This window comes from Methylophilus sp. QUAN, assembly GCF_015354445.1.
GTDB lineage: Bacteria > Pseudomonadota > Gammaproteobacteria > Burkholderiales > Methylophilaceae > Methylophilus.
The window spans coordinates 1,556,461-1,580,901 of the sequence record NZ_JADKYT010000001.1; the positions used below are offsets into that span (position 1 = coordinate 1,556,461).

The 24,441-nt window shown below is 44.3% G+C and carries 24 protein-coding genes; 2 read left to right on the top strand and 22 right to left on the bottom strand.

Annotated elements, in window-relative coordinates; all coding sequences use genetic code 11:
• Positions 1-95: 95 nt before the first annotated feature.
• From INP79_RS07710 to INP79_RS07725, 4 genes are read right to left on the bottom strand one after another with little or no spacing between them, the layout of a single operon-like run.
• Positions 96-731: a lytic transglycosylase domain-containing protein gene (locus INP79_RS07710; protein WP_194753597.1), complete on the bottom strand. Its 636-nt coding sequence runs from the start codon at positions 729-731 to the stop codon at positions 96-98.
• A complete protein-coding gene (locus INP79_RS07715) occupies positions 728-2,014 on the bottom strand; it encodes a TrbI/VirB10 family protein (protein WP_194753598.1) in 1,287 nt (428 codons plus the stop codon). The genes INP79_RS07710 and INP79_RS07715 overlap by 4 nt, the downstream gene beginning before the upstream one ends.
• A complete protein-coding gene (locus INP79_RS07720) occupies positions 2,014-2,856 on the bottom strand; it encodes a TrbG/VirB9 family P-type conjugative transfer protein (protein WP_194753599.1) in 843 nt (280 codons plus the stop codon). The genes INP79_RS07715 and INP79_RS07720 overlap by 1 nt, the downstream gene beginning before the upstream one ends.
• Complete coding sequence (locus tag INP79_RS07725; RefSeq protein WP_194753600.1) at positions 2,856-3,527, bottom strand: type IV secretion system protein; 672 nt, start codon at positions 3,525-3,527, stop codon at positions 2,856-2,858. Before INP79_RS07725 ends, INP79_RS07720 begins: the two co-directional genes overlap by 1 nt.
• A 189-nt stretch (positions 3,528-3,716) precedes the next feature.
• Between INP79_RS07725 and INP79_RS07730 the strand changes: the two genes are divergently transcribed.
• Entirely contained in the window at positions 3,717-4,115 is a 399-nt protein-coding gene (locus tag INP79_RS07730) for a hypothetical protein (protein ID WP_194753601.1), read from the top strand.
• Positions 4,116-4,127: 12 nt separating this feature from the next.
• Positions 4,128-6,224, top strand: a complete 2,097-nt coding sequence (locus INP79_RS07735; RefSeq protein ID WP_194753602.1) for an AAA family ATPase — start codon at positions 4,128-4,130, stop codon at positions 6,222-6,224.
• A gap of 37 nt (positions 6,225-6,261) precedes the next feature.
• Here the strand turns inward: INP79_RS07735 and INP79_RS07740 are convergent, their stop codons facing one another.
• The 18 genes from INP79_RS07740 to INP79_RS07830 form a co-directional block, all read right to left on the bottom strand.
• Positions 6,262-6,507: a hypothetical protein gene (locus tag INP79_RS07740; protein ID WP_194753603.1), complete on the bottom strand. Its 246-nt coding sequence runs from the start codon at positions 6,505-6,507 to the stop codon at positions 6,262-6,264.
• Between the two features lie 2 nt (positions 6,508-6,509).
• On the bottom strand, positions 6,510-7,721 hold the full coding sequence (locus INP79_RS07745; protein WP_194753604.1) for a type IV secretion system protein: 1,212 nt from the start codon (positions 7,719-7,721) through the stop codon (positions 6,510-6,512).
• Positions 7,722-7,737: 16 nt separating this feature from the next.
• Positions 7,738-8,520 carry a hypothetical protein gene (locus tag INP79_RS07750; RefSeq protein ID WP_194753605.1) on the bottom strand — a complete coding sequence of 261 codons (783 nt, stop codon included), beginning with the start codon at positions 8,518-8,520 and terminating at the stop codon, positions 7,738-7,740.
• Entirely contained in the window at positions 8,513-10,999 is a 2,487-nt protein-coding gene (locus INP79_RS07755) for a VirB4 family type IV secretion system protein (RefSeq protein WP_194753606.1), read from the bottom strand. Before INP79_RS07755 ends, INP79_RS07750 begins: the two co-directional genes overlap by 8 nt.
• Before the next feature lie 322 nt (positions 11,000-11,321).
• On the bottom strand, positions 11,322-11,681 hold the full coding sequence (locus INP79_RS07765; RefSeq protein WP_194753608.1) for a TrbC/VirB2 family protein: 360 nt from the start codon (positions 11,679-11,681) through the stop codon (positions 11,322-11,324).
• Positions 11,638-12,621, bottom strand: a complete 984-nt coding sequence (locus INP79_RS07770) for a CpaF family protein (RefSeq protein WP_194753609.1) — start codon at positions 12,619-12,621, stop codon at positions 11,638-11,640. Before INP79_RS07770 ends, INP79_RS07765 begins: the two co-directional genes overlap by 44 nt.
• 77 nt (positions 12,622-12,698) lie before the next feature.
• Positions 12,699-13,322 (bottom strand): DUF4400 domain-containing protein, encoded by a 624-nt coding sequence (locus INP79_RS07775; RefSeq protein ID WP_194753610.1) that lies wholly within the window; start codon positions 13,320-13,322, stop codon positions 12,699-12,701.
• Entirely contained in the window at positions 13,300-13,824 is a 525-nt protein-coding gene (locus tag INP79_RS07780; protein ID WP_194753611.1) for a hypothetical protein, read from the bottom strand. Before INP79_RS07780 ends, INP79_RS07775 begins: the two co-directional genes overlap by 23 nt.
• Positions 13,825-13,916: 92 nt before the next feature.
• A complete protein-coding gene (locus INP79_RS07785; protein ID WP_194753612.1) occupies positions 13,917-14,459 on the bottom strand; it encodes a FlhC family transcriptional regulator in 543 nt (180 codons plus the stop codon).
• A gap of 1 nt (position 14,460) precedes the next feature.
• On the bottom strand, positions 14,461-14,757 hold the full coding sequence (locus INP79_RS07790) for a flagellar transcriptional regulator FlhD (protein WP_194753613.1): 297 nt from the start codon (positions 14,755-14,757) through the stop codon (positions 14,461-14,463).
• A 192-nt stretch (positions 14,758-14,949) separates the two neighbouring features.
• A complete protein-coding gene (locus INP79_RS07795; RefSeq protein ID WP_194753614.1) occupies positions 14,950-16,758 on the bottom strand; it encodes a hypothetical protein in 1,809 nt (602 codons plus the stop codon).
• 53 nt (positions 16,759-16,811) lie between these two features.
• Positions 16,812-18,104 (bottom strand): DUF3150 domain-containing protein, encoded by a 1,293-nt coding sequence (locus INP79_RS07800; protein ID WP_194753615.1) that lies wholly within the window; start codon positions 18,102-18,104, stop codon positions 16,812-16,814.
• 203 nt (positions 18,105-18,307) lie between these two features.
• A complete protein-coding gene (locus INP79_RS07805; RefSeq protein ID WP_194753616.1) occupies positions 18,308-18,475 on the bottom strand; it encodes a hypothetical protein in 168 nt (55 codons plus the stop codon).
• A gap of 9 nt (positions 18,476-18,484) precedes the next feature.
• Complete coding sequence (locus INP79_RS07810) at positions 18,485-21,358, bottom strand: adenosylcobalamin-dependent ribonucleoside-diphosphate reductase (protein WP_194753617.1); 2,874 nt, start codon at positions 21,356-21,358, stop codon at positions 18,485-18,487.
• Positions 21,359-21,721: 363 nt separating this feature from the next.
• Complete coding sequence (locus tag INP79_RS07815) at positions 21,722-22,207, bottom strand: glycine zipper 2TM domain-containing protein (RefSeq protein ID WP_194753618.1); 486 nt, start codon at positions 22,205-22,207, stop codon at positions 21,722-21,724.
• A 215-nt stretch (positions 22,208-22,422) separates the two neighbouring features.
• Positions 22,423-22,746: a KTSC domain-containing protein gene (locus INP79_RS07820; RefSeq protein WP_194753619.1), complete on the bottom strand. Its 324-nt coding sequence runs from the start codon at positions 22,744-22,746 to the stop codon at positions 22,423-22,425.
• 30 nt (positions 22,747-22,776) lie between these two features.
• Complete coding sequence (gene ssb, locus INP79_RS07825) at positions 22,777-23,376, bottom strand: single-stranded DNA-binding protein (RefSeq protein WP_194753620.1); 600 nt, start codon at positions 23,374-23,376, stop codon at positions 22,777-22,779.
• Positions 23,377-23,416: 40 nt separating this feature from the next.
• Positions 23,417-24,427 (bottom strand): hypothetical protein, encoded by a 1,011-nt coding sequence (locus INP79_RS07830; RefSeq protein WP_194753621.1) that lies wholly within the window; start codon positions 24,425-24,427, stop codon positions 23,417-23,419.
• Positions 24,428-24,441 lie beyond the last annotated feature (14 nt).

Sequence of the window (24,441 nt, forward strand, 5' to 3'; positions counted from 1 at the left end):
ACTCAAAATCCGTAGTAGATGAGTCATATTCTTACAAACAATAATAAATAAAGCGTTGTTAAATAACACGGCCAAACCCAGTGTTTGTAACAATACTATTTGATCAAAATTCCGTATCCATCGTCATCTACAAGAAGCTTATAATTTTGGCTCTTGTACTGAGATTCCACGTACTTTTGGTAATACGCTGCGTTAGAAATTGAAGGCTTAGATTTGCTTTTTTTTGGAACAGGCACGTCCCCTGCTGAAGCGACACTTACACGTGGCATTTCATAGGCGCTCACGCCCGCAGCATTAACGATTAAGTCAACATAATTCTGCCCACGGTACAAACTACCCGTGTTATATCCGCTCAAAGCGTGTGCCAATGCCTTACGGCCATGCCCATACTTTGATTTTGCCTGAGTATAGAAACCCTTGAGAATATTTGAACTCGCTGTTAGGTTTGTGCACGGGTCGAACACATCATCAACGCTGAGACCGAGCTTAGCAAGGTTTGCGCTATTTATTTGAGCAAGGCCCAAATCTAATGAGTGACCGAGAGATAGGTAATATTTTGCCGTGGTTACTGCTTCATCTTTTGTCTTGGGGGAGGGTTTAACCTTCTTATGTAAAGTGTTATTACCTATCGCCCAAGGATCACCTCCACTCTCGACCTTGATAATCGCCCTCATTGTGCTCGGCGCGATATCTGGAGCGCATTGCTCAATCAATAGATCGAGTCCAATCATTTGGAAGCCTTGTATGGTGATACCTCAATATCCTTTTTGACCAGGATATTAAATTTCTCACCTTGATTAACCGTAATGGTCGGACGGATTGAGTTATTGCGCTGTAGGATATTTCGGCTTATATCTACAAGGACCCTTCCACTCGCAGATGTAACCTGCTGGCCATACCCAGGAGTTGTCTGCCCATCCTCACTGGCTACATTCATATTGTTACGACTGTAAGAATCCACTACAGCACCAACAGCAGCGACTAAGGCTGAGCCACCATACAAACGGAGGAAGTGGTTATCGACATCACCGGCGATACCCGACTGACCAATAGAATCCATGCCAGGCATACCTGGTAGAGAGATAGAGCGGCCGCCGGGCAGGACTATTCGTTGAAACGCCACCATAATTTTGCCCTGACCTGTGTTGATGTCATTGTTGTAGACACCATAGATTTTTGAGCCTTTCGGAATAATCAAATGGTTACCCTTCACTCCGTCATAAACGTCTTGAGTTGTCTGAGCGATGATGTCTCCGGGTAAGTCACTATTGATCTTGGACAAAATGACCGCTGGAATGATGGAACCTTGAAAAATGGTGTATTCAGCATTCCGTCCATCTTCCAAAACCTTTTCGACCTTAACCTGTTTTTGTTGCTGATCGGCCCATTGACGATCTAGCGCAACTGCCGTGGCAGGCATCAGGGGACTTGGTTGCATAGGAATAGGCTGGTCTGCAGCTAGAGCTCGCTCACTTTGCTGCATGATTGCTTTTTCCAAGTTGGCGTCATCCTCTCTAGACTTTTGAATGGCATCTTCCGCGAATTTCTGAGGTGAATTTGCTCGAACTTGAGCTTCAATATCGGATATGTTCGTATTGCTTGTTGCATCAATCGCTAGCAATTTGCTCTGTGAGAACTCAGCCTGCTCTTTTCTACGTTGTGCATCCTGTTCAGGGGTTAATGTTGGCTCAGCTGGGGCTTGTCCGGTTTTAACACCCTCTGTTGCTACGGATGGAATGGCATATCCCGCGGACTGGTCATTTTGAGCATCCGCAATTTTCTCGGCACCATTTTCTTGCTCTTTAAGCATTTCCTTTAATGGGCCTTGGTCTACCTTAACTTCCGTATCGATTTTTGGCGCCTCTTCCTTCACTTCTTTCTTTGGATCTTTTGAACCCTCAATGGTGAAGAATACGGCCGCGACCAGGGCGAACGTGCCAATGACCCAATATTGAAGGTTACGCTTAACCTTACCCTTGGTTTCATCGATAGTGATTTCTTTTAATTCAGCCATTATTGGAACCCAGGAATAGTTTGTTTGGCGTATTCGCGGGTCGATTTTGAAGCCACGGCATCAGCTTTCACATTCGTGATCACAATCTCTTTATTGGCCAACTTCAAAACACCCACCTTGAACAGACGCTGTACTTTTAAAAACTCACCATCTCTCACATAGTTAACCAGTTCATACTTGCCATCCTCATCTCGCAAGAAAAAGGCTGGGAGTTCTTGGTCTTTTGATAAGCCTAAGTACGTGAATTTGCCATCATCAAAAACTGTCTTTGGTTTGAATGGTGCATTGCCTTGAATTTGGTAATCAAAATTCATTGCCTCAACTGGCAAGGTAGTTTTCTGGCTTGAATCGTTGACCACAATAGATTCAAGTTTCTTGCGCTTCAGTTCAAGTAGCTGCTCTGTTTTTTGATCGAGATCCGCTTCTGTTTTGGCAACTTCTTGTTGATACACCATCACTTTAGGATAAGACCAACTTACCCGCTGATACCACTTACCACCAGGTGGTGATGAGCGTAGGGTTAGCTGGTAAGAGCGTTTGTCCGTGACGATTGTGGCAGAGGTAAAGATGTTTGGTTTAGCTGGCTTAACGAACACATGCTCTTCTGCCTTGGCGATAACCCATTGCAAGTTATCACCCACCGCCATAGCAGTGACTTTCTCGCCCTTGGTTAACTGAATATCAGTGACAGCATCCGGAATTGTCAGGACTGTATACGTGTTGTTTTCGTCATAGTTGAAGGTCACTAAACGGTTGTCACCTGGCATGGCAACGGCAGATTGTTCAGCATGTGCAGTCGAAATTGTTGCGCAAATCGCAAGCGCTAAAATCAGTTTTTTCATTAGTTCAGATCCTCACTCAGATCAAAGTGTGTGATGTACATACCAATTGGGTTATCAAAAATTTCCTGCTCTGTTTTCGGAGGCACCAATGTGTAATGCACAGTCAGGATCATGTTCTTACGTGAATAGGTTTGACCTTTGCCAGCTCGCGTTTCTGTTACCACGCGGACTAATGCAGCGCCATCCCCAATGAATGCAACGGAACGGATTTTCACTCCACGGGTTAGAAGGCTATCAAGTTTCAATGCCTCAATAGGTTTTTGTGTGGCCACATAGTCAGCAAACTCATTAGTCGCTTTTTCTCGGACTCGCTCATATGCGGAGAGTAGATTCTTTTGTGTGAGAAACCTGTCAAGCGTCAGCAGCTTTGACGCCCATTCGGAAAGGAAATACTTTTTCTCAGCTTCGCCAGGTTGATATGAGACCATTTCAACAGGCGTAGTAGTCACCATGCCGTCCCCGTTTACCTTAACAATGTAAGGGACAACAGTTTTAAGAGGCATCATGCTCATTATGGTGAGACACAATCCAACGCACGTTACAGATAGGGCCACAGAAACAAGAAACATTCTGTTTGACCCCACAACAGCTGAGCCATACAGTTCAAACCACTTTTTGCGTGACTGCTCGAATGCCGTCACAGGTGCGTTATTGAGAGAATCTTTACTCATGAACAATCCAATAAAAGTTTTGTTCATTAAAGCATTTTAGATTTTTGAATGCGTTGTTATATACACGGCACTTTTTGCCTATATACAATCACACTCAAGTCAAATTACCCTTTAATTAATGGCTGCAAGGGGTTGATTTCAGGGAAATGTGTTGTTTAATAGAATTAAGAGTAGATGAAAGGAAACATTATGAAAAAGTTAGCTTTATCCGCATTGTTGACGCTAGTGATTGGCTGCACAAGTCAATCAAATACATCTTCAATTGTGGGCACCTCAGATACTGTCGAGGGAACTTACTTCGACAAAAAACAAAGAATCACACTGACATTAAAGAAAAGCGACGCTTCAACTTATTTGATGGACACAAAATCTTTGACTGGCGAGACCAAAGGTCAGGTATGGAAGAAAATGTCTGATAAGGAAATTGCCGATTTTTTCAAAGGTCGTGAGGGCGATGTCAAAGCTGGTCAGTTTTTTGCCAGCACCGACAACCTCTGCACGTCTGTATTCATTAAATACGAAAACGACGATGATGGCTACATGGCTAACTGCATGATTCCTTCATTAACTCGTTACGTTAAACAATAAACGAGGTTTACTATGTTTGGTATGTCTGCATGGGATTTGACTAAAGAGGCCTTCCACTATGGCTGGATGGCTTTGCTGGTTCTCTTGTTCGTTGGTCTGGTATATGCGGTAGAGATTTTCGTATTCTCTAAACCAATCGCACGCTTGACCAAAGGGTTCGATTTCAACACTGAATGGTCACAACTCACACCCATGACAAAAGCAAAGCGTGTGTTTGGCCATGTATGGCTATTTGCCGTGACTACTGCATTGTTGATTATCCCTACAGCGTTTTTTGCTGGATTCATCAAGGCATACCAACCAGTTTGGCTCTATATCTCAGCCGGTTACGTTGCTTTACTGCTGGCCGCGATGGTCTACAACAAATTCACAGTTGAGTTTCATCCTCCATTCGTTGCCTTCTGCTACCTGCTGGCAAATTTGTACTTTGCATATACAACATCTTATTTTGGTGCTGCTTCATCTGCTCTGATCGCGGTAATTTCGATTGCTGCCATCAATGCTTACACATATCTGTTTGTTCTGACTGGTGCGAAAACTGAACTGTATATGCCTAAAGCTAAAACAGTTGGTGGCAACCATCAACAAGAAGGCGAGATTAAGTCAGCTGTGCAATACCATGCTGTTGCAGCTCGCTTCAATTTCAGCAACGTGGCTGGTATGGCTGATCTGAAAGCTAAATTGCTGAAGGCTGGTAAACAGATTCTGGATAAAAACAACGCTGACCCTAAGAATGGTGTTCTGTTTCATGGTGACCCAGGCAACGGTAAGACCTTCTTTGCAGAAGCTTTGGCTGGGGAACTGAAACTAAAATTTATCTCTGCAACTTTTGGCAACATTGTTAGCCAATGGGTAGGTGAAACCACTCAGCGTGCAATGAAAGTTTTCGATGATGCAGAAGCACAAGCCCCATGCCTGCTTTTCTTGGATGAAATCGACTCTGTGTTTGTTGACCGTGGCAGCATTAAAAACGCTGATTCTGAGGCTCCAAAAACATTAAATGCCATTTTGACTCGCCTGGTTGATATCCGCAAAAAGGGTGTTGTAGTCATTGCCGCCACCAACTTTTTGGATAAGCTGGATCCTGCAAGTATTCGTGAAGGTCGCTTTGATTACAAAATTGAGATCACTAACCCTGATTTTGAGGCTCGTAAATCATTGCTCACCAAAGCTCTGAAACATATCAAGATTGATAATGAAACTCTTGATAGCTTGGCAAGACGTTGGGAAGGCTATTCAGTCTCTCGTATCATGGCAATTGGCGATGCAGCCAGAGACATTGCAATGACTGAAGGTTTGAAAACTGTTGATTTCGAACTCATGATGGAAGCGCTTCGCTCAATTCAAGGTACGAAGGGCGACAAAATCCCGGAGAGTGTTCCAACTGTTGATGGGCTGTTTCTCACTGAACCAATGCGTGCCAGAATGAATAATCTGATCGAGCGTATGGTGAATATCGAAGAAGTAGAGAAGTTCGGAGGCAATGCGCCTAACGGAGTTTTGTTCCACGGCCCAGCTGGTACTGGTAAAACTTTAGGTGCGATGGTTATGGCAAAAAGTGCAAACTGGTCATTTATCCAAACCACTGGTAATGCATTATTAAGCAACCCTGACGAAATCGACAACATCATGAAGCGTGCAAAAGATATTCGCCCATGCTTGGTATTTATTGATGAAGGTGATGACGTTTTGGCTGACCGTAATAGCTCTATGAATAAATCCGTAACAAATCGTCTGCTATCTGTCATGGATGGTGCTGGCGGCAGACCTAAAGACGTTTTGTTTGTAGCTGCTACCAACTATCCAGAAATGATTGACAGTGCGATGTTACGCGGTGGCCGGTTCACAGAGAAAATTGAGTTCTCATTGCCTGACATTAAAACTATCAGCGATTATGTGCGCAATTGGATTGATTCGACCAAAGCGCCGTTGAGTGAAGACTTCACAGTTGAGAACGTGGCGAATATTGTCCGCGGTCAATCACTGGCCAACGTGAAAGTTATTCTACAAGGTAGTATCAATGAAAGTATCGGTAAATTGAGCAAGGATAAAAATGCGCGAGTTGATTTGAACGACTTGCGATCCGCGATGAACCTTGTGTTTAGCTAAATAAAAAACCCGCTTTGAAAGGCGGGTTCTTTATTTACTAAATCAGCATAAAGAGCAATTTCATTAAGCCATAAATCGGCATGAATATCAGGCCAAATAGTCCGGCCGCAAAGAATACTGGCCTGTCCTGCTTGTAAATATTGACCCAGTAGATAAAAGCATCCTTTTTGTTAGATAACATTGGATGCGGTATTTCGTTCCGCTCTTTCTTGTCCAGGGATTCTCGCAGAATCAGAAAGTGTGTAATGTCTGGATCGCTAGGTGTCATAAAGTCAGAAAACATAATTATCCTTTTGTTTTGCTGCCTGAAGATACATCCACACGTCCACCGTTGGATACACTGGTCATACCACGGCCGCCCATTTTTACCCCTGCGCCTGTAGCCTGAGTTACACCGCCAAGCCCTTTACCAGCCATAGCCATTGCTTGTTGGGCAATCCTATTCTTACCATCAATCGATGATGCCATAGATGCCGCCTTTGAATAGTTTCCGGAGGCTGCACTTAGACTTGCCCCTGCATTTTGTAACCCTTGGCCAGCCGCAGATGCACCCTGCCCTAATGCTTGACCACCACTGCCGGCCATTTTTTGCCCGGAGGAAATACCGCGCATCAAGTTTGCACCACTGCCACCAGATACCAGAGCTGAAGCGATTGAAGGAATCTGTGACATGAGATAGGCGATTAACAATGACATCAAGAATGCCAGCATCGCTGAAACCATAAGTACATCATAGTTCTGAGCAGCCTGGACATTAGAAATCACGTTTGAGAGAACACTGTGTGTAATCCCAATCAACATGGCACCAATGACCTTAGTTAGACCCGCGATGATCAGGAATCGTAACCATCCATCAAAGATGAATGATGTAGCGGGTAGCAACAGCCATGGAATCATGATTGGGCCCAGCGTGAGCGCTACCACGATCATAAATTGGGAATATACGCCAACAGCTAGGTAAATGATTGATGCAACAAGTAAGCCAATAACAGCGCAAAAAATAAATATAAAAGCTACCAGGTTAGCGGTAATGAATTCAATCACATCAAGGAATCCGTCCAGCTGCTTGAATGTTGAGGACCATGCGTTAACCAACAGCATTGATTTATTTAATACCATCAATGCATTTGAGGTAATCACTTTCGAGATGTTTTCACCATCTGGAACGAATTTACCTGCAATGACGTTCAAACTTCCTGTCAGCGCCGAGCTGGTATCCGCTACATTCCCAGTACCCCAAATTGCCAGATAACTTTGGGGTGTTACAAGCCAAAAGACTAGCCCTATCATAAGCAACGATTGGATTAGACTGCCCATGATGTTGGTAAGATTTCCACTTTCCATCATCAAACGTAAACCCATATACGAAATGGATATAACCGCCAGCAAACCGAATAGCTGCATGCCTTCGCTAGAAAGCGTCATAGGTCCAAAGTTCTGAATGTTCGTAAAGAACTGATTCATCGCTGTCGACAGAGCTGTTTCAAATTGACTCATAACTTACCCTTCGAGGTTAATATCCGAATGTTTCCCGGATTTTTGCTTCGGACTGCAAAGCTTGCTTCTTAATGTCCGCTTTTGTTTGTTCGGACTGCGCCTCTTTTTGCATGCCCCTGGTTGCTGATTGAGCAGTTGCAATATTTGCTTGCAGTAAGCCACTCAACTGGTCAGTAATCAGATGATTTTGTGCAGACAGCGTGCCCATGGCTTCCATCGTGCCTTGATTCAAAGGCACTCGATTAGCAAGCGTGTCGGCCCTTTGCTGAAAGTTACCCAACTGACCCATTAATTGCTGTAGGTTGAGATAGTTTTGTGCAGCGTTGACTTGGCCCTTTTTGGCAGCCTCGCGTTCTGTCGTTAAGATCTCTTCCCAAGACAGGCCACTGGTAACTGCCAACCGATCAATTTTCTCGGTCTGTGCGTTCAATCTGCCGTAAACACCAGTCATGTCAGTCATTGTTTGGGTTAACTGCCCATAATTAGAGTAGACACCCATGGCCTCATTTAAAGCGGCTTGAGGATTTGTGTTGGTAATGTAGCCGGTATCGACACCACGCTTTATCACTGTCGCGATTTGTGTAGGTGATAGGTTTCTAAGGTTTTGCAGCATAGTCAGGTACTGATTGTACTGGTGCATATTGGAGACAATCAGTTGTGCGGTTTGCTGTTGATTCTGTGCAGCTGAGATGGCACTTTTAGCCAATTGTGCACCGACCTCTACAACTGCTTTGGCAGCCACAGCTTCAGAGGAAAGTAGAGCAGATGTAATGAAAAGTGCTGCAATAATTTTACGCATTTACCAACTCCTTTATGTAGTTTTGTTTCCAATTAACATCATCCTCACGGTTGGAATGATGCTTCCTAAAAATTGACTGCGCTTTGGCATCCGAACGCAAACATGCCAGGATCTCGGGTTTAAATGAAACTTCAACCATGCGGGACATCCGCTGAGTCACAATGTAGTAATTGCGTTTCGCCTGTGCATTCTTGATGCGCATAACTTGTTCAGGATTCAAGCCAAATTTCTTAACGTAAAGGTCCCAATGAGCATCTGCAGAGAAGTTGGCTAAGAAAATCTTGTTTGGGATGTTGTCGATGATGCTGGCAAAAATATCCGCATTTGCAAGCTCATCTAAACTCTGGGTGGCCATAATCAAAAACGCATTCTTTTTACGAAGAGTTTTCAACCAGTCCATAATTTTCATCTCGAATTTTGGCTCTTTAAGCATGAACCAGGCTTCTTCGACGTAAATCAGGGTTGGGGTGCCGTCCAACATCTTTTGAATGCGATAGAAGGCATAATCCATAAAGGCATTGGCAACACGCTCATTGGCAAACAAGCCATTCATTTCAACTGTTGTGGATGAACTCAATGAGAAATCATCTTCCTCGTTATCGAAGAATTTGGATAAGATGCCGTCACCAATCCATTGCTGAAGCTGTTCAGACAGGTGGATAGGTAGCAATGGCGCCAATGACCGTAACCGCCAACGCTCTGGAGGGTATGAAACTAGGTTCTCGAAGGCATTTAAAATGCTCTGATCATCATTGGCGTTCATTTGGTAGCCACGTGAACTGATAAGCAGTTCCAGCCACTGCGCCAACCAAACCCACGCATTACGATCACCCAGCGCAAAGCCAATTGGATTAAGTCTTACTTTATTACCCTCGCCTGTCAGGTCAACATGCTTCCCGTCTTGTAACAGTGTAGGGATGTTGCATGAATAGTCTTTATCGAAAACAATGATTCGGCATGGTGAGTATTTTCTGAATTGAGACATTAGAAAATTATTGAATACAGATTTACCTGCACCCGATGGCCCAATCACCAAAGTGTGAGCAAGGTCACCATTGTGGTAATTGAAATAGAATGGCGTCGAATACTCTGTAGACAATGCAGTGAGGGCAGCACAATCACGGCCAGTCTGTTGGCTCAAGAATGGATTTGTTGTACTACCGGTAGCCAATGTACGAATAGGTGACATATCGGCCAAATTGCCGGTATTCAAAAAGAACCAGCGAACCAATTCAGCCCATTGTCCTGGAATCGAACCGGCCCATGCCGACAGCAAATGCATACGCTCACGTACAATTAAGAAGCCGCGTTGGCGCAAAATTTGCGATGTGAACTTCAAAGTACGCTCACACTCCTGCAATGTTTCGCCGTACGACAAAATGCTAAGGTTGTAATAGCCAAAGACACGGTTCTGTACCATGATACTTGCTAGAGCCTCTGAGGCATCCTGGGCTGCCAACACCTTACCATCATCGCGCTTGTCTGATTCTTTGTTAGTCAAAGCCTCAGAAACGTATGTCCACATACTCTTTTGGCTATTCAGATTGTGTTTTCTAATGCCATCTATGTATTTTTTTGCATTCTCCATTTCCACATATCTGAAACATTGGCTGATTGTGATTTCTCCCGGTACAGCCAATAATTCATCAATAAATCCAGGGACAGTTAAATCAGGCCAATCCTTAACAGAGATACCAGCCACATGGGTACGATCAACATGGTCGAATACCAAGTGGCTATGGCCAACAGTCAATGTGTTGTCGGGGAGATAGCTATCCAAATAACACGGAAAGTCTGGAATCTTTACTGGTTGGTTACAGGAGGCTGGATTTACTCGATCATGCAGATATTGAAGTAACTCTGCATTTTCAATGCGATATAGACCGATATCCTTAACGGTTTCGTCAAAGCCAGATAGCATTTCTTCAAAGGATCTAATCTCTGAATCTATCTTTGCTTGCTGATATGCGAAAGTGCTCCTATTGAAGTACGATGCTTTTAAAGTGTTCCAAAACGCCTGAAGCATGTTTTGACCCATATCGGTCGTGAAGTAACCAAGACGGTCCAGGAACCCTGAGTTAGCGCCTTCTGGACGGTAAAGAATAGCCAGATAGTGCTTGTTGGCATATTGGTTACCTGACTCAAATTCTTCTCTGCGAATATCATCAATCATCTTGGATATTTCGTCAGGAAATTCACCTTGTGGGTAATCTGTCGTTCTACGCCGATCAACAGTCCACCATAATGTTATGCGCTCATCAAAGACTCGGAAGGCATGCTCCATGATGTTTGCATACCGATCACTGTCGATTGTTTGCAGGTTTTCTACGTCGACACCCTCAAATGTATAACAGACCAGAAATCCACCATCCTTATTCAGAATCATGTCTGGCTTTGTCATAATCATAAAAGGCAGTAACTCTGTGTAGCTCCTACCTTTAGCTTTTGTTGCATTGCGCTTGTCTTTTAAATTCAGCATAAATTACCTTTGTCAAACCCATCAGGGCGTGAATTCACCTCTGTATCGGCATGAGGCCAAGGATCATAACGGTCTGTTTGTGAGTTGTATCGAATGTAAATTAATCGTGACATGGGATCTTTCTTGTACATCCAGACAAGAAAAATTTGAATAAAGAATGCGGCAGGGAGCCACCATAGGGTTTTCAATCCCATCACAGTGGCCCCAGCTATAGTCCAGTTCACAATGACTAAGCCACGCTCACCCCCGGCTACAGATTTGACCTCGTTGAGGCAACGATACACACGGGTTGAGCGAGGAACGTAGTTATAGGACATGGTTATTAGTTGCAGGCGATATCTGAAACAACACCCAACATGCCTAAGAAGGTTGGTGCCAAAACAGCAATGGACACACCGAGTAACACGATAAGCATGTGGTGAATCCAGCCTTTAACTTCACCAAAACCAATTGCGATACCCGCGCCAACAAAAGCGATGGTGCCGAAACCACGTGCGACCGGGCCACACAAAGAACCAGCAATCTGACGAATTGGATTTTCCCAAGGCAAAGCCGCATTGGCGATTTCTGGCATCAAGGTCAAAATTCCGCACGATGCCAAAATCAAAAGTGAAAATAACTTTTGAACCTTCTGCGATTTAATGAATTGCATTTTCATTCCTAAAAACTTGCTCAACTTCATAGTCGTTCCTTTCATAATTAAAACCCTTGATACGCAATACCTCTTTAATTCCACGACGCCCTTTGTTATCCCTGGCAAGGTGAATGACGTAGTGGAATGTGGAGCCGATAAACGACCGGATAGCCTCAAGCTTCCAGTCAACATCTGGTGTGGTTAACACCAGCATTTCTAATGTTCGGAGAGCCGCTTCAGCGGAATTGGAGTGCAAGGTTGCAAAGCCACCATCGTGGCCGGTGCTCATGGCACGCATCAGGTCAAAAGCCTCTGGACCGCGAACCTCGCCAACAATGATTCGGTCTGGTCTGTAACGAAGCGCATGTTTAACCAGTGAGCGAATATTGATTTCTGTTTTTTCGTTGCTTTCAAACGAGACGTAATTGGGAGTGAGGATTTGCAACTCTTTGGTATCCTCAATCGTCAGCACACGCTCTGTCTCAGGGATAAGCCTCGCTAAAGCATTGAGGAAAGTCGTTTTGCCGGAAGAGGTGCCCCCTGAAACAATCAGGTTCTTACGGCCAACAACAATCTCTTCAAGCAACTGCTTAACTTCAAAAGGGATTGAACCAGAGTCGACATAATCTTGAAGTGATAAAACTACTGAACCATGCTTACGAATGGCAATTGAGGAACCGCGAGTGGATATCGGCGATAGAGCTGCAGCAATACGAAAGCCATCAAAACGAGAATCAATGATTGCGTCTTTAGTGCTTTCTGAAGCTTCTTTACCGACTAGCCTGGCGACGATGGCAATAGCAGACCGAATCTGATTTTCGTTGATAAACACATCGCGCTTGGTGACAATACCCCTCTCTTCCACCCATACATCATCTGGGCCATTAATCATCACCTCCTGAACTTCTTTGCTGTCCAGGAATTGTGCAATTGGCACAAGTGCTTGCTTGAGAAGGTCTATTGCGTTTAGTTTGGTCGATCTATCCATGTCGACCAATTTATATGTTTTACGCCTTTCACCCGTTGTCAAATAACATGGGCAAAAGGCGTATATTTGACTATGGTTTAATCAGTACCCATACGTTGAAGATTCATGATGCCAAACATCAGGAAAAAGCCCAGCAAGATGCCAGCCAGAGGGAAGAACCAAACAGACATGACGATTGGAAGGTGCATTAAGAACATAAAGCTACCCGCGATAAATACCGCGCCATGCATAAATGTGTTGTAAAGAACTGGGTTGGTATATTTGAACGATGCAATTTTGACTTTACGCATCATGAAGCCATCGAAGATTGCAACACCCGCAAATAGAACAATAAACGGCAGCCACATCATCATGATATTGAAGCGAAGAATGATGTTGTACACCTCCAGCTTTGCTGATTTCAGCATCGTGTTGGACTCTTTTACCAAATCCCCTTCCCAACGAAAAACTCTAGGGCTCTCGTTCTCGACCCGCATTTCATCGTGAACAGTTTTTAGATTTCTCTCAAAGAAGAAATTGAAAATGGAATTGGTTCGGTCGACCAAGTTCTTTGTTGAGTCCTTGCCGAAAACCCTCTCCAATTTCTTTAAGTCATGCTGTACAGACTCGTAAACCGACTCTGGCTTAGCCGTGGCCATTACAAAGAAAATTGAAAAGATACTGACAATGATCCAGAGCTTAATGTGTGACCAAATCTGCATGGTTGATTATTCCTTTAATCTTGTTTGCAGGAATAGCCTTCAAATCTTTCATAGTGATAATTCTGGCCAGGATCATCATACGAATAGTCTCAGGCTTTGTTTTCACATATGGCTCTTCGACTAGCTTGATATTGCTGTGCTCATTGAGAAACTTCAACACGCTTTCGTTGAGTGGATCCCAAATATCCATGTTCTCGGTGGTCACATGGAAATCCAAAATTTTGTGGCTCTCAGATAAAAGACCATTGAGAAATAAGTAAACCTGTTCTGTACTGCCGACTTCATTAATTGGGCAGTTGTCGAATTCCTCACAAGCATTGTTCAAGCACTTGGAAAGCAGTGATTTACCGGTTTCATTGTCTACAATGTCCGGGTGGATGTAATCTAAGAATTTAAGGGTAGCTTCTTTGAGGTTAGGCCAAGCGTGGTAGATATTTTTGAGTCGCGCTTGTAGCTTATGGCTCGTTGATGCTTTCTTGAGAATTTCTGTTTTTGTCAGCATAAATCACTACACATAGTTGTTACTGGTAATGGAATTATGTTGGCTATAAAGAAATAAAGCATTGTTATTTAACAATGCTTTATTAGGGGTATTTAACTCGGCTCAAGTTCTGTTGCCGACTTAACTTTAAGCGACGACGTTCGCTTACAAATACAACATACAAAGTCACGTCTGAGCGTATAAGCAGGCTGCACAATCCCTATGCCACAACATGTACAAGGGATCATTTCCAACTCACCCATTTTATAAAGCTGAACAAGTGACCAGCAGCGATTGATATTTAACCGTGGCTCTTTGTTTTGAGTGATGCAATGCCGAATGTACTCATCATAGACTTGGACAAGCAGCTGGGCTTCGTTTGCGTCTTTAGAGCATTTCTTAATTGAGATGTACAGACCAATAAATAAACTTGATTCAATCAAGCGCATTGGGACTGATGTTTGGGTGAACCAGGTAGGGTCGCTTGGTAGCGGGCCTGTAGGGGATGTTTTTCCGGTCACTTCTTTATACAGTTTACCGATGGCCGTTCTATCGAGAGGTGACATGGATTTAACGATGGGCGCTCTTGCACCGCGTTCAATCAGTTCAATGGCTAGAAGACTGCTTTTTATTTGTTCTTTTTGAGTCAGCTTCATATCACGCCCCTTGGTTCTGCAAGAGTAAGTGCATGTGTGTAAGGCTTAAATCATCGCCCTCAATATATTTTTTGAGTACATCAAAGTTTGATGTGAAGCGGAAAGAGAATAGCAAAACGTCAGCCTTGGACAGTTTGACAAGTTGCGATGGAGTTAACGAGGTAAGGAAATTGGCTTCCTGCTCACTTATCCCAAGTAAATGGCGAGCAGCAAATGGCGAATCTGAAAGAAGCTTCTGAGCTAATATCAGGTTTTGATGGTTAGCAAAACTTATTTCTTGGTTAGTAGTCTGTTGCATAACAATTCCCTAAAAAATCTAACACCCAGGTTTATATATAATATTTACGTCTTTTTATATTTTTCATGGCTGCACAGACGTTTAGCAGCTAAATTAGCACTCACGGATTTTTATTTCAAATCCAAAAGGCGGGGTATTTCTACTCTAAAATAAAGTTGCATCCCCTCACCTGTTGTGGTAAGGGGTGCATATTTAAGCTGCGTTTAACAAGGTTTTTTGCATCATCGTGAACATCGCCGCCGCCAGGTCATTAACGTTTGTGATATTTCCATGCTTCTCAAACATATGCCCAACATTGTGATTAATTCCCAAACCTAACAACTCGACGCCATGAGCTTTGATCATCTCGATTGTTTTTACCGTTGCTGCCAGATTGTCTGGCTCGCCATCAGTAATCACCATCAGTAATTTTCTTGGCTCTTTTTGTCTTAGCAAGTCTGCAAATGATGCTTTCAAACACTGTGACATAGGGGTTGATCCATCGGCTTTCACTTTGCTGAAATTGCCGGAACGAGACCGCACCGCTTCATTAAAGCTATTCAATCTCTCAATTGATACCCAGTTTCCGTTTTTGACGGGGAAAATATCAACTGAAACATTTACGCCTTGGATTGAATCCAATGTCATTGCTAAAGCAAACGCTGATTCTTTGGCAATATCAACCAAGGCCGTTTTATCGGTTTGGCTAATCGTGTCAGTCATGCTTCCAGAAATATCAATCAAAACCTTTACTGCAGTGTTCACTTGCGTTTGCTTAACTTTCTTGGCAAACACATTCCCACCCAGTTTCGATTGATACAGCCTATCAGGTCGCAGTCTGGTACCAAAATTGGTTCCTATGACTTTGCTGCGGGCCTGAGACTGCAACATAATCTGCATTCGATGCTTGAGAGCATTTACTGCAGTCGTTGTTCTCTGGATGAAGAGTTGGTCAGTACCTTGTGATCTCGTAACGACTGTATTGGCCATTACGTTTTCAGTGCTTGTATCTGCGATGGCATTTAATCCACCACTTACCACATCACCTAAATCACCAGGCATCCCATCATCTTCGGTAGCATTAAGGACTTGCCTTAGAACGCTTTCCTTACCCTTACTACTATTACCCAAGTTATCATGAGAATCTGAATTATCAACGGCTGTTTGGCCGTCATCTTGAGTATTTTTACTATCTGAATCATCGCCTGAAGAATTAGGTGATTGCTGTGACTGGTCGTCACCTGCTTGATCCTGATCGTCTTTAGAGCTGTCTGGGTTGGATTGCTGGTTGTCTTGACTACTCTGATCGTCAGATTGACCGGAGTCTCCCTGATTTTCATTGTCGTCTTGGTCATCTTCATTTTCTGCCTCCTGCTCAATCATCCGATGTATCTTCTCGGCTAACAGCATGACATCTGCTGTTGATTGGCATTTAGCGACTTCAAAGATTAATGCTTCAAACTTAATTGCAGCGCCTTGTGGAATGGTATCGTTAAACACCATTTCAGCTTGCTCAAGTAAAGCTGCCATCGGTTTCTGTCCAAGGTAGTCATGACGTAATTTGTACATCATGTACCCAGTCATTACCGCGGCCGGATGATCATCCGAGTTAATGGGTTCAAAGAAACCATCAATGGATAACACTTCCGTGAGCTGACTAAGATCATCTGCGGTGCCAGGAAAATCTCTGGACATTTTCTTTTCGATACGAATATCTTCAAGGATGTTAATCAAGTGCTTCCCGAAGGGCGTTTTCATGAGTTCGCAATTCGCATTGAAATCTGTGTACCGCACATGAGATGATTCATGCACGACATAACCAATTCCAAGCTTCTTTGCTAATTCATAAGCCGAAAACATCCGGCCTTGATACACAGCGTCACTTTCGGACAGTGGCGGTATGAAAATCACCTTGCCGTCTGTTTGTGCTCGTTGTCCTTGCTTGACTTCTACACCGAACTTATCACCCAATGCACGGGCAATAATGGGCAATGCGCCCTTGATGTGGCTAATGTTTGACATGAATCTCTCCATTTAAAAATGGAGCACCCCCAACGGGGATGCCCCGTCAGGGATTAAAAGAATGATGCACTGCGGCTTGATCTTGGTTTCGGTTTAACCTGTACTTGCTCAATTTCCTGCAAGGACACGCGAGTGACTTCCTCAACAAAGGACTCATCTTGCGCTGCTTCCGTTTCCACGACTTCTACCACAACTTCTACAGCCAATGGCTCCGGCTCAACTTCAACCGGCTCGCGTTCAACCACAATTTGCTCTTGCTCAACTACTGCTTCTGCCTCAACAAGTGAAACGGACTCAGGTTCAACAATCACTACTTCTGGTTCAACTGGACTTGCTTCTGTTACATCGATAGGCTCTGCGGTTACCACTGCATCGGCGAACAAGTTTCCACTCAGTTCGTCCTGTGTCGTGACTTCTACAATTACCTCATCTTCAACAGTTGCTGTCGTTTCTGGACTGGTTGCTTCCACCACTACAACTTCTGGCACACTCTGGCTGGCTTGTTGAGCCATACCTTCGCGCATCATAGCTGCATGTTGAAGCATTTTTTCTGGGTGCTCCATTTTCTGGAGTAAGCCAGTGAGAAGGTCCAAGTTCTTTCCATCCACCCAGCCACTGGCCGGAAGGGATGAAAATGTTTGGTCCATGGAGTGAACAATGAAATCAATATTTTCAGGATCGAGAAAGCTGAGGCCAGCCATTTTGTCTCGCAGCGCCCTCACTTGATGCAAGGCCTTTTGCGTTACTCTTGGCTTACCAATAAAGCTGCTTTCGTAAATCTTATTCGCTGCCTGCGAGACCTCTTCCAATAAGGTGTTGGTCATGCCGGACACAAGTGATTTACTGCTTTCTTCCGTTTCGCCAGCTGGGACGATTTTGAATACTTGCCATTCGATACCGAATTTACTGACAGCTTCATCTTTTTTCAAAGCTGAACCTGAAATGATGCTTTTGACTACCGGGTCTTGAATGGACTTTAAGTAATCTTTCAAGCGAACATCATAGTTTGACTCGAAATCGACAATCGCCTGAGTGGTACGGGCTTTTACTTCATTCAAGTAATCCGTGATGGTATCAAGAGCGGCTTCAGGAACTGCTTGCGCTGTTCCTCCCAATGCACGAACACCGAACTTGCTCAACTTGCGGCTGATTTCTTTGCGGATGTTTGTGAATTCCTTCAAGAACTCGGTTGGGTAAATTTTCTTACCGCCCTTTGTTAATGGGGAATTTTTGGGAAGTTTGACGCCGATCTTGGCCAACTCTTCATCTGATGTGCGTTTGTAGCCCGACCAGGTGGACAGGTCTACATTCACTAATGCTACTTGTGCTAAAGCTGATACTGACATGCTAGTGCTCCTTTAAAAAAAGGGCACTAGTCCCCTCCGGGAAAAGTGCCCGGTTGGGGGGATGATGAAATGCGTATTAGATACGCTAATTTAACCTTGCGGCTAAAAAAGGGATAGGTACAAGTACCTTACCAAAACATTAATTTAACGCTTTGGTAAGGCACCCGCTTGCGCGGGTAACCTTGGTCGACTTTCTTACCTTCTTAGGCCGCAGGCGTTCCCTGTCTTAAAGGGATTACCTCAAATACTACACCTAAATCAGTCAGATTGTCTGTGAAGTTTTTCAACTTCATGTCTTTTTTCTTTGCAGCTTCCAGCTCTGCGTCAGTCATGGGTGGCAGGTTGCTAACTTCTTCAATTGTCATTGACATAGTTAACTCCTAACCGCACGAACCAACTTCGCCGCAACTTGTGCAATAGTCGCACCCGTCTTTTTTAATGACAGAGTACGTTTTACACGCATTGCATTGCTTACCAGCCATTACCTTATTGGTGCTTGCCACCGCTTCCACCTCTTCAGGTTTCGTCAGTATGCCTGCCTCAGTCACCGGATTACCGTCAGCTGTCAAAATGCCCAGCATGTTGTAACGATGAATCAGCAGTTGCGCCATATAAGCAATCGTACTTGGATAATTCTGTGATTTCTCACTACCAGGTACTTTCGCCATAAAGTCCCCACGCGCTTCTGAGTAATTGAGCAGCTTACGCAGCTTCATACCAATCCACGCTGGATCCATTACACGCATATCGAATGAGAGCAGTTTGCACAGCCCATCCAACACGCGAGGGTAATTGCCAGAGATCCATACACTGTATGGACGACGCTGGCCATCCGGCATCACCAATTCCTTAACCCACAGCACAAAATCATCATTGGTTGATGGATTGTAAATATCCACTGTCCAAGACAACGTACCATTTGGGCCAGACTTAGGCTCTTTCTTAGCAAACATCGCATCTACCACTGGTGATGGATCAGCTTCGTTGACAAAACTACCACCGGCTAAATCATTCAATCGCCAGTTAACCAACTTCGCAAACCCTGATACCAGGCTTGGCACACGCTCATATTCACCACTTGCCGGCATTGGCATGTCAAAAGCATCCTCACCTGACGTTTTCATCAGAGATTCAAGCTTCATCGACAACCAATGTTTATCTTGCGCACGCATATCCATGGACAGTGTTTTAGCAATGGCGCCTAACCCGCGTGGGGCTTCGGAACCATTGACCCATACCTCGTAAGGATGAGCCACACCATTCTGTACATGCGACACAAACACTGCAAAGTCACCCAAAATAGGATGCTCAATCATCGGTGATACCCAACCAGCACTGCCCGAAGGCAATTCTGGACGACCAGGCCAACGCAGACTTGCTAACGCAGGTGCTGGGGCTTTGTCCAACTTGATACGGCGATCAGGATCGTTCGCATCGGTTGTTAGGTCGTTTGGTGTTGTAGCTGGGGTTGCTGCCGGTGTTACAGACAGAACTGAACCAGTCACATTGTTAGGACGATAGGTAGTGATACCCTTCAACCCCAACTTATACGCCATCATGTACAAATCAGTGAATTGCTCGTATGGATAATCTTCCGGTACGTTCACTGTCTTGCTGATAGCGGTATCAACAAATGGTGCTACAGCTGCTGACATCAATACATGATCGATAGCTGACATTTCCATCGCCGTAACGAAGGATGGTGGTAGATTTTTTTCATCCCCACCTAAATGCTTGTACACGCGGTAAGCGTGATCTTCCACTTGATAAACCTTAGTGGTGCTATCTGGCATGCGTTTTTTGCGTTCGTATGACAAAGCGAAAGCAGGCTCAATGCCGCCACTTGCATTATCTGCAAATGCCAGCGAAATAGTGCCTGTTGGTGCAATCGACAACAAATGACTATTGCGAATACCGAATTTACGGATACTGCTCTTGATTGCATCTGGTAGTGTTGATGCGAATGTTCCCTTTTTCAGGTATTTATCCACGTCCAGTAGAGGGAATGAACCCTTTTCCTTTGCCAGCTCAATTGAGGTCAAATAGGCTGCATCTCGCATCGCTTTCGTGATGTTACTTGCTTCTGCCCTGCCCTCATCTGAGTTGTATGCCAGATTCAACATAGTCAAAGCGTTACCCAGGCCCAAGAAACCCAGACCAATGCGACGCTTATTCATTGCTTCATTCTTTTGCTCTTCCAACGGCCAGACAGTTGCGTCTAATACGTTGTCGAGCATGCGAATGCTTGTTGCTACCACTTTGCCAAATTGCACGTAATCAAACCGTGCATTTTCTTCAAATGGATTTTTAACAAACTTGGTCAGATTGATACTGCCCAGGTCACAACAACCGTAATCCGGCAAAGGCTGCTCACCGCAAGGGTTCGTCGCCTCTATCGTTTCACAATAGTTGAGGTTGTTTAATTGATTGATGCGATCCAGAAACAGGACACCAGGTTCAGCGTAATCGTATGTGGACTTCATAATCAAATCCCACAACTCTTTTGCTTTCACCACACGGTATACCCATAACCCATCGGCACGCTGATAAGTGTTTGGAACTTCACTGCTTGGTTTGGCCACATGGACCAGTTCCCAATCAGCGTCATTCTGCACAGCTGTCATAAAGCTATCGAACACCCCAACAGAAACGTTGAAGTTTGTCAGACGGCCTTTTTCACGCTTCGCTTTGATAAACTCTTCAATATCTGGGTGGTCACAATTCAACACACCCATCTGAGCACCACGGCGAGCGCCAGCACTTTCAACTGTAACGCAGGATTTGTCATAAATGTCCATGTAGGACACTGGACCGGAAGCCCGTGATTTTGTACCTTTGACAAAGGCGCCACGTGGACGAATTTTGGAGAAATTGTAACCTTCCCCGCCACCACGTCTCATTGTCTCAGCTGATTGTTCCAGTGCGCGGTAAATACCTACCTTACCGTCTACTACCGCCGAGATTGAATCCCCGACAGGTTGAACAAAACAATTGATGAGTGTTGCTTGAATGTCAGTACCGGCTGCACTATTAATACGGCCGCCAGGCACAAAACCATTTTCCATTGCATCGTAAAACTGTTTCTCAAGTTTAGCTTTCAGGCTTGGTTTCTCTACTGCAGCCAGGGCCTTAGCAACGCGAGCCCGTACGTCAGATTGAGTCTTTTCGTCGCCTTTTGCATATTTCTCAAGTAATACCTCGGTAGAAATTTCTTGACTCGGTAAAAGAGTAATAATTCTCGTAGGTGCGTTCATGGTGTATCTCCTTTCAGAAATTGGCCCCGACTGAGGCACGCCACAGCACCCTTGGAGGGGCGATATGGCGTGCCCCAACCGGGAGTAAACCCAAATTGAGAATAGAGATATCCCTTGTGGGCAAAATCTCTCTATGCCCAGTAGGGTTTGGTTTGGAAAAAAAATGTCCAGATGGACTGGTTGCTACGTGAGTAGCTTTTGGAATCTGTGAATCATCACAGTAATGAAGGTGCAAGCACCTGCAAATCAGTAGTATGTTGCATTCAGGATGAACACAAGATACTAGTGACTAACACGAACTCTAATACTTAGGGTGATAAATGTCAATCCTGCATACCCCTTTAGGGATATACAGGACCGAGATCAATAACTACCGAGCTTTACCACTCTGAGGCTGGCGCCCTGAACTAAACGCACAGTATCACCCACCCCAATACGAGCAGTGGTAGCATCTTCCGGTTGAGTGACTGCAAAGAACTTGCCGTCATCGCGCTTCAGAATAAACTCAATGCCATCTTTTTTCTGCAAGTATTCGTTAGCTGTATTACCCGCATAACCGCCTGCAGCCGTCAAAACAATCGTAGCCAATGAGCGGGTAGTATTATTGTTGCCAACGGCATTACCAATTACACCACCTACCACGCCACCAAGAACTGGTAACGCATACTGGCCAACCATATTTTGTTGCTGATTCACAATCTGAACCCGGCGCATCTCAACAACCTGCGCAACGTCGACAGACGACGCACGCATAGTTTCGTTTGATCCATATACCGAACCAGACAGGTTGTCAGCTTGAACATTGGCAGACATTACAACAGCAATAACGAACAGAATTTTTTTAAACATGATGTTTCTCCAAATATGAAATGAAAAAATTAAGAACTGACCTGATTAGCCGTAACGCTTTTCCAGGTAATCGGCAGCGATGCCGGCAATTGCTAAAACCGAACAAATCACTACGATGATTCCTAAAGATTGCAAAGTCATAACCATGGTTAACTCCTAAGTAAAAATGGAAGCCAACCCCGAGGGACTGGCCCCCGGTTGGGAAGAAAAATTAATTAAAAGAAAGCAGCTGCACCCTGAAATCCATTGAAAACTTCCGGCACCAAATATGGTGTCTTTCTCGGACTTCTTGGAGCATCCAGCCAATCGGAAATATCACCCTCATCAATCATACGGAACGTAAACTGCCCCTTAATGAATTGAGAGTGATACTGCCCTTTTGAACTTACTGACAGAAAATCATTGAATATTTTTTGAGAGACATCTTCATAAACGTAGATGCCCCCATTCAAGAATTTAACTATCAGTGCCTTCTTTTTTGTTCCATATCCAATACTGTCTATGGAAGAACTGCTTACAGGTATCAAACTATTCGACATACCGACCTCCCTTTCTAATTACCAAGGCAATTAGAATTTACGAGGCTTGAATCTGCGATCATTCCGAAGAATCACATCGGCTGCCATATCTGGCTTGGCAAAAGGAATGTCATCGTCAAAATTGTCAAAATTTCCCGGATCTCCATTGCCACCACCTGCATTTGCCATCGCCGGAGCTCGTTGAGCTGAAGGCTGAGGCGCACGCTGTTGTGATGCTGGTTGACTACCCTGATTACCACCTTGATACTCTGCTTGGTGATCATAACCATCATGATCTTGATTGCCACCATCTGAACCAGAACGACCTGTGCCCAACAACTGCATTTGATCTGCAACGATTTCGGTTGAATAACGAGTTACCCCGTCTTTCTCCCATTTACGTGTTTGCAGACGGCCTTCGATATACACAGGTCTACCTTTTTTGAGGTATTCCCCTGCAATCTCAGCCAGGCGGCGATAAAGCACAATGTTGTGCCATTCGGTTTTTTCTTGGCGGGTGCCAGATTTGTCTTTCCAGTTTTCCGTTGTCGCAATGCTCATATTGGCCACTGCTTCGCCATTCGGCATATAACGAACCTCTGGATCACGACCCAATGAACCCATCAAAATTACTTTGTTTACACTTGCCATTTGTTTCTCCTAAATTAAATTGGCTTTTAGAACGGTTGTCCTAGTGAGCCTGTTTCATTGATTTGCTATTCAGAACGACGATATGCCACTTGTTCATGAATCGCTTTTCACCATCTGTTTTCTCGCCTTCCACTGGTTTCCGGCCTAACTTGAATATTTCAATCAAGTCACCCTTCTTAGCCCCGCAGCTATTGAGAGCGCGTTTCAGATCTTCACCCCAAACTGTTTCCAAGAGACTGGTTTCACTATCAATGAAATCAACCTTGTAATGTTTGAAAGATTTGTCACCTTGTACGCGATCAGATAACCCATATGCCTGCAGCACGCCTTTCATGATTGCCTTTGCTTTACTCCTGGCTGTGTGGTCTACACTTTCAGGAACTGACTCAGGCACCATTTCTGGTTGTGCTACTTCTTGTTTCTCAACTGCATTTTGGGTTGTATTTACTACCTCAGAAGATTCAACTGGCGGTTGTGATCTAGCAATTTCTTGCTGTCCATTGGTATAAGCCTTGAACAGATTGTTGACGTCCTGACGGGTCGTCTTAATCACTTGATACTTTGCGTGCAGCCAATCATCATTGATTTTCAATGGTGGCAACTGCATACGCTTACCGAGTCTCTTTCTAATGCGTTCATCAAGAATATTCATGTGGCGAACAACAACCTGCGCCCCTTTGTAATACCTTGCTGTAACGATTGCTTTGTTACCGACCTTCACAGTTACTTTGTCATCGAAACCGTTAATGTCCAACATCACCTGTTCAGTTTCCTCGACCATCGATTTCTCGACATGGCCAACGTCACCGGCTGGTTCTGTTACCTTTTGTTGCTGTTTGACGAAAGGTTCATCTTCCATCTTTTTGAAAGCTTTGACTTGTTCTTTAATCTCACTGCGAGCCTCTGAAACGGCATCAGAAGGTGCAGGCACGCGAGATCCATAGGCATAGTTATGAATTGATTTGCAGACCTTCTCAATCAATGTCATAAAAGTACCCAAACAAGTTAAGCCGCCTAAAACAGCTAATACGAATAAAAAACCCTGATTCATATTTTTTCTCCAAC